This window comes from Pseudomonas sp. T1.Ur (assembly GCF_023516725.1).
GTDB lineage: Bacteria > Pseudomonadota > Gammaproteobacteria > Pseudomonadales > Pseudomonadaceae > Aquipseudomonas > Aquipseudomonas alvandae.
The window spans coordinates 985,410-998,953 of sequence record NZ_JAMGSN010000001.1 but is presented as its reverse complement, the minus strand read 5'-3'; the positions used below and the strand labels follow the sequence as shown (position 1 = coordinate 998,953).

Below are 13,544 nucleotides of genomic sequence, written 5' to 3'. Positions count from 1 at the left end.
GTCGACCGTCAGAATCTGGAAAATCTGCCAGCTTTCACGGGGCCTGGCGACGCTAGCGCTTCGCCATAACGACAAAAAACCGTCACACTGAATCGCCCCGTTTTTCAACTTTTTTGCTGTTCTTCACGTCGTTTCAAAATTTGAATGGAACTTTTTATTGACGTCTTAAAACCGTCAGAACCCGTAAATACAAAGGCTCTTGCTCTGAACAATGTGCCGGTTTTTTTTAACGACATAAGTTTTTTTCGAAATAAGCGTTATGAGAAATTCTTCTTAGGTTTTCCGCAGGATGTTCTTAGCTGTGTTGTTACAAGGTTGAAACGGTTTTGATCTTTTAAACGTCAATTTTCTGGCGACAACGAAGCACAACAGACCTCAGGAGATACACCCCATGCGCGTTCTTACACCCCTCTGCAGCGCGGTTTTGCTGGCCATGGCCTGTTCTTCTCAGGCGCAGGCGATGTCGTTGACCGAAGCCATCCAGAGCACCATCGCGACGCACCCCGAATTGGCGCAACGGGTGGACAGCCGCCTGTCGGCCAATGAAGACGTCAAAGTGGCAAGAGGGGGCTTTTTTCCATCAGTGGATCTGAACGCCGGATACGGTCGCGGCTACAGCGACAACACCAATACCCGGGCGCTGGGCAACCATCACACGAACATCCTGACCTACACCCAGTCGGAGCTGCGCCTGCGGCAGATGATCTTCGACGGATTCAACACCGCCAATGAAGTCGAACGCACCCAGGGCGTGGTCAATTCCCGGGCCTATTACGCCCAGGGCACCGCGCAAGACCTGGCCCTGCGCACCATCGAGGTCTACCTGGAAGTCCTCAAGCGCCGCGAGCTGCTGACCCTGGCCAAGAACAACTTGCAGGCGCACCTGCGGGTCAACGACCAGATCGGCCTGCGCACCGAGCGCGGGGTGGGTAGCACCGCCGACTCCGATCAGTCCAATGCCCGTCGGGCCCTGGCGGAAAACAACTACGACACCGCCCAGGTCGACCTGGCCGACGCCGAGGCGAATTTCTATAGCGTGGTCGGGCGCATGCCCGATGAGTTGGAAACACCGCCGTCCACCAAAGGCGAAATCCCCGCCGAACTGCGCGAAGCCCAGCAAAGCATGGTGGATAACAACCCGTACCTGAAATCGGCCCAGGCCGACATCCAGTCCGCCGAAAGCCAATATGAAGTGGCGAAATCGCCGTTCTATCCGCGCTTCGACGCCGAGGCCGCCGTGGGTGCCAACAACAACATCGGCGGCGAAGAAGGTCACGACAACAATTGGCGGCTGGGCGTGGTGATGAACTACAACCTGTTCCGCGGCGGCAGCGACAAGGCGCGGCTGGCGTCCAACGCGCACCAGATCAACCAGGCCATGGACATCCGCAACAACGCCCTGCGCCAGCTCAACGAAGACACCCGCCTGGCCTGGAACGCCATGCTCAACGCGCGCAAGCAGACCCCGACGGCCCGCGAGTACGCCGACACCACCGCCCGCGTGCGCGCCGCGTATCAGGATCAGTTCGGCCTCGGCCAACGCACCCTGCTTGACCTGCTCGACAGCGAAAACGAGCTGTACAACGCCAACCGTCGCTACACCGAGGTGCGCTACACCGAGGAATATTCGATGTACCGGGTGCTGGCGAACATGGGCCTGCTGCTGCACAAGCAACGGATCGTGCTGCCGGCCGATGCGGTCGCGCAGACCGAAGTCAAGAATCAGGCACGGCTGCCGGAACTGAAGTAATCCCGTGGGAGCGACCGATTTGACCAGCATGGAACCCAGCACCCCGAGCGCCGACCCGCGCTTGAACTTCGATGATCCCTTGCTGGACGGCTTGTTGATCCTCTGCAAACTCCATGGCGCGACCGTCAGCCGCGCCAGCCTCAGCGCCGGGCTTCCTATGGCGCACCAACGCTTGAGCCTGGACCTGCTGCCGCGTGCAGCGGCCCGGGCCAGTTTGCAGGCGCGGTTGTTGCGTCGCGACCTGGCGGACATCTCGGCGCTGAATTTGCCGGTGATGCTGATCCTCGCCGGGGGCCGCTGCGCAATATTGCGGCGCTGGGGCGAGGACGGTCGCGCGCTGATCCTGCCCAGCGAGGCCGATGGCGGCGAACAATGGGTCAGTCGCGAGGAACTGACCACCGACTACAGCGGCCAGGCCTTGTTCGCCCGGCCGCGTCACGAACTCGAAGACCTGCGCGCGCCCCTGGTGCCACGGGTCGAAGCGTGGTTTCGCGACACCTTGAAACTGTCGCGCTGGCTGTACAGCGACGCGATCCTGGCGAGTTTCCTGATCAACCTGCTGGGGCTGATGGTGCCGCTGTTCGTCATGCAGACCTACGACCGCGTAGTGCCGAACCAGGCGACATCAACGCTATGGGTGCTGGCCGTGGGGCTGCTGATCGGCACCGGTTTCGAACTGGTGTTGCGGGTCGTGCGCGCTCACCTGCTGGACACCGCCGGCAAGAAGACCGATGTGATTCTCTCGGCGACCCTGTTCGAACGCATCACCGGCATGGCGATGAAGGCCAAGCCTGTGACCATCGGCGGTTTCGCCCAGAGCATCCATGACTTCCAGGGGCTGCGTGAATTTCTTACCGCCGTCACCCTCACCAGTCTGATCGACCTGCCCTTCGCCCTGCTGATGCTGGTGGTGATCGGCCTGCTGGGTGGATGGCTAGTGGTCATTCCCGTGGTGGCGTTTCCAATCACCATTGTCTTCGCCATGATCATCCAGGCGCGCCTGCGCGACACCGTGCAAAAAAGCCTGGCCCTGGGCGCCCAACGCCAGGCCCTGCTGATCGAAACCCTCGGCGGCCTGGAAACCCTCAAGGCCTGCAGCGCCGAAAGCGAGCGCCAGCATCAATGGGAAAGCACCCACGGCGCCCTCACCCGCCTCGACAGTCATGCGCGCAACCTCTCGGCGCTGGCGACCAACGGCACCTTGTTCCTGCAACAACTTGCCGGCATGACGACCATTGTCGCCGGCGTCTACAGCATCATCGCCGGCAACCTCAGCGTCGGAGCGCTGGTGGCGACCTACATGCTCGGCAGCCGGGTCCTCGCGCCGCTGGGCCAGATCGCCGGGCTGATCACCCGTTACCAGCAGGCCCAGCTCACCATGCGCAGCACCGATGCCCTGATGGCCTTGCCCCAGGAGCGCGATGCCAAGCAGCGGCCCCTTGATCGCACCCAATTGCAGGGTGCGCTGGAGGTGAGCGGCGTGACCTTCCACTACAACGGCCAGAGCACCCCGGCGCTGGCGAACGTCAGTTTCAGCCTCAAGCCGGGTGAACGGGTCGGGATCATCGGCCGCAGCGGCTCGGGCAAAAGCACCCTGGCGCGGCTGGTGATGGGGTTCTATGCGCCGGAGGAAGGCCAGTTACTGCTGGACGGCCTGGACCTGCGGCAACTGGACGTCGCCGACTTGCGCCAACAGATCGGCTACGTCGCCCATGACCTGCCGCTGCTCGCCGGCAGCCTGCGCGACAACCTCACCCTCGGCGCCCGCTACATCAGCGACGCGCGCATGCTCGAAGTGGCGGAACTGACCGGTGTCACCGAACTGGCGCGCCAGCATCCGCAGGGCTTTGATCGTCCGGTGGGTGAGCGCGGGCAGTTGCTGTCCGGCGGCCAGCGCCAGGCCGTGTTGCTGGCCCGGGCCTTGTTGCTCGACCCGCCGATCCTGCTGCTGGACGAACCCACCAGCGCCATGGACAACAGCAGCGAAGACGTCCTGCGGCAGAAACTTCATACCCACGTACAGGGCAAGACCGTGCTACTGGTCACCCATCGCACCTCGATGCTCAGCCTGGTGGATCGGTTGGTGGTGCTGGATAACGGCCGGATCGTGGCGGACGGGCCGAAGGACGCGGTGATCGAGGCGTTGCGCAAAGGGCGGGTGGGCTCCGCGGCGGTATAAAAACCAGCGAGGAAGCTGCGTAGGAGCTGCGTAGGAGCTGCGTAGGAGCTGCCGAGTGCAACGAGGCTGCGATCTTTCCCCTGACACTTGAGTCCCAAGCGAAAGATCAAAACATCGCAGGCTTCGCCAGCTCCTACAGAACCCGGCGGGGCAAGCTCCCTCGCCAAAAAAGCAGTACTGATGAACCTTTATTAATCGACGGGTACCGCCCCATGTCTGCTCAAACACCCGATTCAGCCGCCCGAAGCTACTTCGGCAGTTTCAGCAAAAGCGCCGAAAGCGAGTTCATGCCGGAAACCGCCGGCGCCACGCTGCAGGATTCGCCCCGCCGCTCGCGCGTTACCGTGTGGCTGGCCGCCGGGCTGATCATCAGCGGGTTGGTCTGGGCCAAACTGGCAGTGTTGCAGGAAGTCACCACCGGCGAAGGCAAGGCGATTCCGTCGAGCAAGATCCAGGTAATCCAGAACCTCGAAGGCGGCATCGTCACCGAGATTTTCGTGCGCGAAGGCCAGATGGTGAACAAGGGCGACACCCTGCTGCGCCTGGACGACACGCGGTTCCTGTCGAACAAGGGCGAGAGCGAGGCGGATCGTTATGCGTTGATGGCCCAGGTTGAACGTTTATCGGCAGAGGCCGAAGGACGGCCCTTGCAGTTGTCCACCGAAGTGACCGGCAAGGCGCCGCAGGTGGCCGAGGACGAGCGCGCGCTCTATGAGCAACGCCAGCGGCGCCTGGCCAGCGAGCAGCGGACGCTGACCGAACAGCTGCGGCAGAAAACCCAGGAACTCGCAGAGTTTCGCTCCAAGCAAGGCCAGTTCAGCTCGGCGCTGGCCTTGCTGCAAGAAGAAATGAACATGTCGGCACCGCTGGTGCGCACCGGGGCGGTTTCACCCGTCGAAATCCTGCGGCTCAAGCGCAGCGCGGTGGAAATCCGCGGCTCGCTCAACGCCACGACGCTGGCGATCCCTCGGGCCGAATCAGCGATCAACGAGATCAAGAGCAAGATCGACGAATCGGAACAGACCTTCCGCTCGGATGCCGCGAAAGACCTCAACGAGAAACGCACCGAGCTGTCAAAAATCACCGCCACGAGCATCGCCATCGACGACCGCGTGACCCGCACCACCGTGGTCTCGCCGGTGCACGGGGTGATCAAGCAATTGAAGGTCAACACCATCGGCGGCGTGGTCCAACCCGGCAGCGACATGATCGAGATCGTGCCCCTGGAGGACAACCTGCTGATCGAAGCCAAGGTCAGACCGCAAGACGTGGCCTTCCTGCACCCGGGCCAGAAAGCCATGGTCAAGTTCAGTGCCTACGACTACACGATCTATGGCGGACTCAGCGCCAAGCTCGAACTGATCGGCGCCGACACCATCACCGATGACAAGGGCAACAGTTTCTATCTGATCCAGGTACGCACCGACAAGAACCATTTGGGCGGGGATGCGAAACCGCTGCTGATCATCCCGGGCATGGTGGCGACGGTGGATATCATCACTGGGGAGAAAAGTGTCTTGGATTACCTGCTCAAGCCCGTGTTGAAAGCGCGGACCGAGGCGATGCGCGAGCGGTAGGCTTTGGCTGGGATCTTCGGTGGCTGGGCTATCGCCATCGCGAGCAAGCTCGCTCCCACATTGGATTTGTGGTGACCACTAACCTTGAGTGCACTGAAGATCAACTGTGGGAGCGAGCTTGCTCGCGATGGCGTCAGCGAGGACAACCATTATTTCCCAGCATGGTTACGCCGAAACGTCTCCTCCCCCATCGCCGCAATCTGCCCCTCGATCAACGCCTCGAACGGCCTCAGCAACGGCTCGAAGCTCACCGGCGCCTCCAGGACCTGCAACGCCTGGACAATCGCCTCCACCGTCGACAACGCCCCCGGCCCTGGCGCCTTGCGCAAGCGGTAGCGGGACACGCCGCCATCAACCAACGTCACCCTCGGCAGCGCTGCCAGCAACGGGTTGAGGTGCAGGATCTTGCGCGCCTTGCGCCAGGTGCCGTCGGGCACGACCAACAGCAGCGGCTCATCGGACGCGCCATAGGTCTGGATTGGCTGTGCATCGTCAGCGGGAAACAACAACCGCGCCTGGTAACCCGGTTGGTTGAGCAGCCGGGGCAAATCCTCGAACACCTCGCCCACGATCAACTCGGCATTCGTCAGCCCCAACGCCGCCAGCCGCGCGGTGTTCAAGGCATGGTTCACTTCGCTGGGATGCTGCAACAGCAGAACGCGGGTACGGCTGTCGAGGCTGGGGATCAACGGGCACAGGCAGTGGCTTTGCGGCCTGAGGCAACGCGGGCATTGGATTCTGGACATGGTCACGCCTGGTTCAGTTGAGCTTTGAGCAGATCACGGAAGGTCTGGATCAGCGGCTCGCGGCTGCGGCCACGGCGCACGATCATCGAAAACGGCGCCTGATAACCAAACGTTGCCGGCAGCAACACGCGCAAATCGCCCTTGTCCACCCAGGCCTGGGCGTAATGCTCGGGCAGATAACCGATGTAGGCGCCCGACAGTACCAGGATCAACTGCGCCTCCATGCTCTCCACCGTTGCCGCACTGTGCTTGAAACCATGGCGGGCCAATTCGGCCTGGCTCCAGTAACCGCGCCCGACCATGCGCTGCTGGGTGATGACTGGTTCGGGGATGCGCCGTTCGGTGAACAGGGGATGGCGGTTGCTGCAATACAACCAGTGCTGCTCGCGATACAGCGGCATGTAGACCAGTCCGCTCATGCGCGTGGAAAACGCGCCGATGGCCAGGTCCAGGCGGTTGTCCTGGACGCCGAGTTGCAGTTCATACGGGCTCAGGACCGACAGGTGCAGATGCACCGCCGGATGTTCCTGGCTGTACGCACCGATGGCTTCGGCGAAGGGCAAGGCCTTGTCGCTGACGGTGGAGTCGATCACCCCCAGGTTCAACGTACCGCGCAACTCGCCCTTGAGGGCGGCGGCGTACTGCTCGAAGCCTTCGAGCTCGCCCAACAGGCGCAAGGTTTCCTGATGGAACAACTCGCCCTTGCTGGTCAGGCTGAACCCGCCCCGGCCGCGATGACAGAGCACCAGGCCCAGGGCCGATTCGAGCTGGCTCATGTAGGTGCTGATGGCCGACGTGGACAGGTTGAGCTCGTGCTGGGCATTGGCGAAGCCCTGGTGCCGGACCACGCTGACAAAAATGCGCAGCAGCTTCAGGTCGGGTAGAGCGTTGGCCATTGGGGTCTCCGAATTACTCAGGGCTTGGTAGCGCTCTTGTGGCGAGGGAGCTTGCTCCCGCTCGGCTCTGTAGGAGCTGTGTAGGAGCTGCCGAGCGAAGCGAGGCTGCGATCTCTCCCCAGGCCCTTGAGTCTCAAGCGAACGATCAAGATCAAAAGATCGTCCGAACGCGGCCCGAGGCTTCGCCAGCTCCTACAGAGCCCAGCGGGAGCAAGCTCCCTCGCCACAGGGGCATGTCCCCCAGGATTGCGCTGATGCGAAGTCTATCGCCCCGCCCGCCATTAGTTTAGAAAAATCTGAACTAAGTATTTGCCGCCAGCGATTCTTCACGGCAACGGCTTTTCGCAGAATCGGCCCCTGATAAATAAAACAACGATGAGGCCCTACCCGTGGACAAGATTCTTCACCAACCACTGGGCGGCAACGAAATGCCGCGCTTCGGCGGCATCGCCACCATGATGCGACTCCCCCATTTGCAAACCGCTGCCGGCCTCGACGCGGCCTTCGTCGGCGTGCCGCTGGACATCGGCACCTCCCTGCGCGCCGGCACCCGTTTCGGGCCGCGGGAGATCCGCGCCGAATCCGTGATGATCCGCCCCTACAACATGGCCACCGGCGCCGCGCCGTTCGACTCGCTGTCGGTGGCGGACATCGGTGACGTGGCGATCAACACCTTCAACCTGCTGGACGCGGTACGGATCATCGAAGCGTCGTACCACAAGATTCTCGAACACAACGTCATCCCCCTGACCCTCGGCGGTGATCACACCATCACCCTGCCGATCCTGCGGGCGATCCACAAGAAACACGGCAAGGTCGGCCTCGTGCACATCGACGCCCATGCCGACGTGAACGACCATATGTTCGGCGAGAAAATCGCCCACGGCACCACCTTCCGCCGCGCCGTGGAGGAAGGCCTGCTCGATTGCGACCGCGTGGTGCAGATCGGCCTGCGCGCCCAGGGCTATACCGCCGAGGATTTCAATTGGAGTCGCAACCAGGGCTTTCGCGTTGTCCAGGCCGAAGAGTGCTGGCACAAATCCCTGGCCCCGCTGATGGCTGAAGTCCGCGAGAAAGTCGGCGGCGGCCCGGTGTACCTGAGCTTCGACATCGACGGCATCGACCCGGCCTGGGCGCCGGGCACCGGCACCCCGGAAATCGGTGGATTGACCACTATCCAGGCAATTGAAATCGTCCGTGGCTGCCAGGGCCTCGACCTGGTCGGTTGCGATCTGGTAGAAGTTTCGCCGCCCTACGACACCACCGGCAACACCTCGCTGTTGGGCGCCAACCTGCTGTACGAGATGCTCTGCGTACTGCCTGGCGTGGTCCATCGCTGAGGCGCCGCCATGAGCCATCGAGACCCGATTCTCAAGGCCGCCGCTGAGCTGGTGTCGGCCTTCGCCCGCAATGACCGCGACGCCTATTTTGGCGCGTTCACGACCGATGCGAGTTTTGTGTTCCACACCCTCGAACGGCCCCTGCTGTCGCGCGATGCCTACCGGGCGTTGTGGGATCGCTGGCGGTCCGAGGATGGCTTCGAGGTGTTGAGCTGCACCTCGCGCAACGCCTTCGTCAGCCTGCAAGGGGACGTGGCGATTTTCATCCATGACGTGGCCACCGAGCTGCGCATGCAAGGGGAGCTTCACTTTAGCCAGGAGCGCGAAACCATTGTGTTTCGCCAAGAACAACAAGGCCTATGGCTGGCCTGTCATGAACATTTGTCCGCAATGCCGGAAGGGCTGCCACCCCCTTAGCCAAGCAGGCGACGTTCACGCACGATGAACGCGCCTCGATGATCGGAGCAGATCATGCATAACAATAACGATAAAAGCCTTACGCAGATTGAAACCAACGGGGTCGAGCAGATCCCGGACCATGAACGAACCGCCGGCCCGGGTGATCTGTTTCGACTGATCTTCGGCGGCGCCAACACCTTTGCCACCGCCGTGCTCGGCAGTTTCCCGGTGCTGTTCGGCCTATCCTTCCAGGCCGGGGTCTGGGCGATCGTCCTGGGCGTGTTGGTCGGTTCGATCATCCTCGCGCCGATGGGCCTGTTCGGCCCGCTCAACGGCACCAACAACGCGGTGTCTTCCGGTGCGCATTTCGGCGTGCACGGGCGAATCGTCGGCTCGTTCCTGTCGCTGCTGACCGCCATCGCGTTTTTCTCGCTGTCGGTATGGAGTTCGGGCGATGCCTTGATCGGCGGCGCCAAGCGACTGGTCGGCGTGCCGGAAACCGACCTGAGCCTGGGCCTGGCCTACGGCCTGTTCGCCCTGTTGGTGTTGACGGTGTGCATCTACGGCTTTCGCTTCATGCTGTGGGTCAATCGCATCGCCGTGTGGGCCGCCAGCCTGTTGTTCCTGCTGGGCATCTTCGCCTTCGCGCCAAGCTTCGACAGCCAGTTCGCCGGCACCGTCGCCCTCGGCCAACCGGGCTTCTACGCCGCCTTCATCGGCGCGGCGCTGGTCGCAATGAGCAACCCGATTTCCTTCGGGGCCTTCCTGGGTGACTGGTCGCGCTACATTCCGCGCAACACGCCCAAGCCGCGCATCATGCTGGCCGTGATCGCCGCGCAACTGGCGACCTTGATCCCGTTCCTGTTCGGCCTCGCCACGGCCACCATCGTCGCGATCAAGGCGCCGGACTACATCGCGGCCAACAACTACGTGGGTGGGCTGCTCGCGGTTTCGCCGGGCTGGTTCTTCCTGCCGGTGTGCCTGATCGCGGTGATTGGCGGCATGTCCACCGGCACCACCTCGCTCTATGGCACCGGGCTGGACATGTCCAGCGTGTTCCCACGGCTGCTGTCGCGGGTCAAGGCAACGCTGCTGATCGGCGTGCTGTCGATTGCCTTCATCTTCATCGGTCGCTTCGCGGCGAACCTGGTGCAGAGCGTGTCGACCTTCGCCGTGCTGATCATCACCTGCACCACGCCGTGGATGGTGATCATGATCATCGGCCTGCTGGTGCGTCGTGGCTTCTACTGCCCGGATGACCTGCAGGTGTTCACCCGCGGCGAAACCGGCGGACGCTACTGGTTCAGCCACGGCTGGAACTGGCGTGGCCTGGGCGCGTGGATTCCCAGCGCATTGGTCGGCCTGTGCTTCGTCAACCTGCCTGGGCAGTTCGTCGGCCCGCTAGGGGAATTGGCCGGTGGGATCGACATCAGCCTGCCGGTGACCCTGGGGCTGGCGTCGGTGGTGTACCTGGTGTTGCTGGGGCTGTTTCCGGAACCGGCGGCGGTGTATGGGCCGCAGGATCCGCGGAGCACTGATCCGCTCACCCCGTCAGAACTGCGGCAGACCGCCTGACTGACCGATTCCCGTGGCGAGGGAGCTTGCTCCCGCTGGGTTGCGTCCGTAGGAGCCGTGCAGGAGCTGTGTAGGAGCTGTGTAGGAGCTGCCGAGTGCAACGAGGCTGCGATCTTTCCCAACACACTTGAGTCCCAGATCGCAGGCTTCGCCAGCTCCTACAGAGTCGAGCGGGAGCAAGCTCCCTCGCCACAAAAGCTCGTTCGCCAGGGACAGCAGCACTTCATCCCGTACATAAAAAAGACAATCGGAGACACGCCATCATGGCCTTGGATTTAATCGTCGTTCTCATCTACGCCACCGGCATGATCGCCCTCGGCTGGTACGGCATGCGCCGCGCCAAGACCCGTGACGACTACCTCGTCGCCGGGCGTAACCTCGGCCCGGGCTTTTACCTGGGCACCATGGCCGCCACCGTGCTCGGCGGCGCCTCGACCATCGGCACCGTGCGCCTGGGCTATGTCCATGGCATTTCCGGATTCTGGCTGTGCGGCGCCATCGGCCTGGGCATCGTCGGGCTGAGCCTGTTCCTCGCCAAGCCGTTGCTCAAGCTCAAGATCTACACCGTGACCCAGGTGCTGGAGCGCCGCTACAACCCGGCCGCGCGCCACGCCAGCGCACTGATCATGCTGGTCTACGCGCTGATGATCGGCGCCACGTCGACCATCGCCATCGGCACGGTCATGCAGGTGCTGTTCGGCCTGCCCTTCTGGGTGTCGATCCTGGTGGGCGGCGGCGTGGTGGTGCTGTATTCCACCATCGGCGGCATGTGGTCGCTGACCCTGACCGACATCGTGCAGTTCCTGATCATGACCATCGGCCTGGTGTTCTTGCTGATGCCGATGTCCATCAGTGACGCCGGTGGCTGGGACGCGATGGTGGCGGCCTTGCCGGCGCGCTATTTCGATTTCACCGCGATTGGCTGGGACACCATCGTCACGTACTTCCTGATCTACTTTTTCGGCATCTTCATCGGCCAGGACATCTGGCAGCGGGTATTCACCGCCCGCAGCGAAGGCGTGGCCAAAGTCGCCGGCACCGCCGCCGGCCTGTACTGCGTGCTCTACGGCCTGGCCGGTGCGCTGATCGGCATGGCGGCCAAGGTGTTGCTGCCGGACCTGGAAAACGTCAACAACGCCTTTGCAAGCGTGGTGCAACACAGCTTGCCCAACGGGATCCGCGGCCTGGTGATCGCCGCGGCCCTCGCGGCGCTGATGTCCACCGCAGCGGCGGGACTGCTGGCGGCCTCGACCACCGTCGTCCAGGACCTCCTGCCGCGTCTGCGCCAGGGGCGTGAAAGCGGCAACGGCGACGTCCATGAAAACCGCATCGCGACCCTGCTGCTGGGCGCCGTGGTCCTGGCAATCGCCCTGGTGGTCAGTGACGTCATCAGCGCCCTGACCCTGGCCTACAACCTGCTGGTGGGCGGCATGCTGATCCCGCTGATCGGCGCCATCTACTGGAAACGCGCGACCACCGCGGGCGCGATCAGCAGCATGTCGCTGGGCTTCGTGACGGCACTGTTCTTCATGTTCAAGGATGGGCTGGACGCGAATACGCCGATCTACTACAGCCTGAGCGTGGCATTGGTGAGTTTCGTGGTGGTGAGTTTGCTGTCGCCAAGGTCGAATGTGGTGGCCAAGGCGGCTTGATCGGTATGGCACAGCGTCACCGCCCGGTAGGAGCTGTCGAGTGCAACGAGGCTGCGATCTTTCCTCAGACGCTTGAATCTCAAGCGAACGATCAAAAGATCGCAGGCTTCGCCAGCTCCTACAGCACCCAGCGAGAGCTCCCTCGCCACAGGGACTCACTCCGCCAATAAAAAGATCGCAGTTCCGGGCCATCTCGATTGAAATGGTCCGGAACTGCGATCTCTCCAAATTCCTGGTGGGTTTACCGGCGGCGCGGCTGGCGGCGACGTTGCTCGTCGTCAGTGCGGATCGGTATCGGCTGCATGGGCGGCTCGATCAGGCCAAGCGCGACACCCAGGTCATGAAGCCAGTTCTGGATTTTCTCTTTCATCGTGGTGCCCCCTCAGGTGGTGCGAGCGGCAGATTTCTGTGGCCCCTTCGCACTGATAATAGTCCGAAGTCCTGTTCAATGCTCGTTACAGATTGCAATGATCTGTTACTGAATTGATCCAAATCCCAGGTGGTGAGTTCAAGCCGATTGCGCCGGGATCATTGGCGTACGCGGCCAGGCTTGTTGTTGCAATTCGATCCAGGCGTTCAGGTTGGCGCCGACCATGCCTTTGCGCCACATCAACCACGTCGTCGCACTGGCAAACGGCTCGGCCAGCGGATGCACCATGACACGTTCGCGCCCCGGCAGGCTGGCGAGCATCGACTCGGACATCAGCGCCACCCCGGAGCCGGCAATCACACAGGCCAACATTCCCTGGTATGACTCGATCTCCATCGCCCGGCCCATGGTTGCATGGTCGTGGGCGAACCAGGCTTCCAGGCGCATCCGATAGGAACAGCCACGCCGGAAAGTGAACACCGCACGGCCCTGCACATCCAGCGCACTGCGCACCGGCAGATGATCGGTCTCAGTGATCAACACCAACCGCTCGTCGCACAACGGCACGCCATCCAACCCCGCCAGTTCCAGCGGGCCGTCCACCAGCGCCGCATCGAGGCGATTGGTGAGCAGGCCTTCAAGCAACTCCCCACTCGGCCCCGATTGCACTTGCAGGTTCACCGCCGGATAAGCCCGGTGATAAGCCGCCAGCAGGTCCGGCAAATGCGTCGCCGCCGTGCTGTACATCGTGCCCAGGACAAAATCCCCGGCCGGCTGGCCGCCCTGCACCGCCGCGTGAGCTTCGTCATGTAAGGCGAACAGCTTGGTCGCATAGTCCAACAGGACTTTTCCCGCGGGCGACAACTGCAAACGCTGACGCTCCCTTAGGAAAAGATCCACGCCCAACTGCTCTTCGAGCTGCTTGAGCCGGGTCGACAGGTTCGATGGCACCCGGTGCAGACGCTCGGCGGCCCGAGTGATGGAACCCTCTTCGGCCACCGCTTGGAAAATTCGTAACTGGCTGAACTCCACGACCTTCTCCAAAAACGAACAAGTTGCT

General features: G+C 62.6%; 11 protein-coding genes. 7 read left to right on the top strand and 4 right to left on the bottom strand.

Annotated elements, in window-relative coordinates; genetic code table 11:
* The first annotated feature begins 391 nt into the window (after positions 1-391).
* The 3 genes from M8Q45_RS04695 to M8Q45_RS04685 all read left to right on the top strand — a co-directional run bounded on the left by M8Q45_RS04695 (position 392) and on the right by M8Q45_RS04685 (position 5,506).
* On the top strand, positions 392-1,750 hold the full coding sequence (locus M8Q45_RS04695) for a TolC family outer membrane protein (protein ID WP_249873761.1): 1,359 nt from the start codon (positions 392-394) through the stop codon (positions 1,748-1,750).
* Between the two features lie 19 nt (positions 1,751-1,769).
* Positions 1,770-3,929, top strand: coding sequence for a type I secretion system permease/ATPase (locus tag M8Q45_RS04690; protein ID WP_249873760.1), 2,160 nt, complete (start codon positions 1,770-1,772; stop codon positions 3,927-3,929).
* A gap of 212 nt (positions 3,930-4,141) precedes the next feature.
* Positions 4,142-5,506: an HlyD family type I secretion periplasmic adaptor subunit gene (locus M8Q45_RS04685; protein ID WP_249873759.1), complete on the top strand. Its 1,365-nt coding sequence runs from the start codon at positions 4,142-4,144 to the stop codon at positions 5,504-5,506.
* A 149-nt stretch (positions 5,507-5,655) separates the two neighbouring features.
* Here the strand turns inward: M8Q45_RS04685 and M8Q45_RS04680 are convergent, their stop codons facing one another.
* Entirely contained in the window at positions 5,656-6,252 is a 597-nt protein-coding gene (locus M8Q45_RS04680; protein WP_249873758.1) for a tRNA-uridine aminocarboxypropyltransferase, read from the bottom strand.
* A gap of 2 nt (positions 6,253-6,254) precedes the next feature.
* The gene (locus M8Q45_RS04675) at positions 6,255-7,148 is read right to left on the bottom strand and encodes a LysR family transcriptional regulator (protein ID WP_249873757.1); all 894 of its coding nucleotides are present in this window, start codon (positions 7,146-7,148) and stop codon (positions 6,255-6,257) included.
* 389 nt (positions 7,149-7,537) lie between these two features.
* Here M8Q45_RS04675 and speB point away from each other — a divergent pair, with 389 nt between their 5' ends.
* From speB to M8Q45_RS04655, 4 genes are all read left to right on the top strand, one after another.
* Positions 7,538-8,488 carry an agmatinase gene (gene speB / locus M8Q45_RS04670; RefSeq protein WP_249873756.1) on the top strand — a complete coding sequence of 317 codons (951 nt, stop codon included), beginning with the start codon at positions 7,538-7,540 and terminating at the stop codon, positions 8,486-8,488.
* A 9-nt stretch (positions 8,489-8,497) separates the two neighbouring features.
* On the top strand, positions 8,498-8,905 hold the full coding sequence (locus tag M8Q45_RS04665; protein WP_249873755.1) for a YybH family protein: 408 nt from the start codon (positions 8,498-8,500) through the stop codon (positions 8,903-8,905).
* Between the two features lie 51 nt (positions 8,906-8,956).
* Entirely contained in the window at positions 8,957-10,462 is a 1,506-nt protein-coding gene (locus tag M8Q45_RS04660; protein WP_249877264.1) for a purine-cytosine permease family protein, read from the top strand.
* A 263-nt stretch (positions 10,463-10,725) separates the two neighbouring features.
* The gene (locus M8Q45_RS04655; protein ID WP_249873754.1) at positions 10,726-12,114 is read left to right on the top strand and encodes a sodium:solute symporter family protein; all 1,389 of its coding nucleotides are present in this window, start codon (positions 10,726-10,728) and stop codon (positions 12,112-12,114) included.
* Positions 12,115-12,355: 241 nt separating this feature from the next.
* On the opposite strand, the gene M8Q45_RS28370 is transcribed toward M8Q45_RS04655, so the two are convergent.
* Positions 12,356-12,484 (bottom strand): PA1414 family protein, encoded by a 129-nt coding sequence (locus M8Q45_RS28370; RefSeq protein WP_256222727.1) that lies wholly within the window; start codon positions 12,482-12,484, stop codon positions 12,356-12,358.
* Positions 12,485-12,622: 138 nt separating this feature from the next.
* On the bottom strand, positions 12,623-13,516 hold the full coding sequence (ptrR, locus tag M8Q45_RS04650; RefSeq protein ID WP_249873753.1) for a putrescine utilization regulator PtrR: 894 nt from the start codon (positions 13,514-13,516) through the stop codon (positions 12,623-12,625).
* Positions 13,517-13,544: the final 28 nt, after the last annotated feature.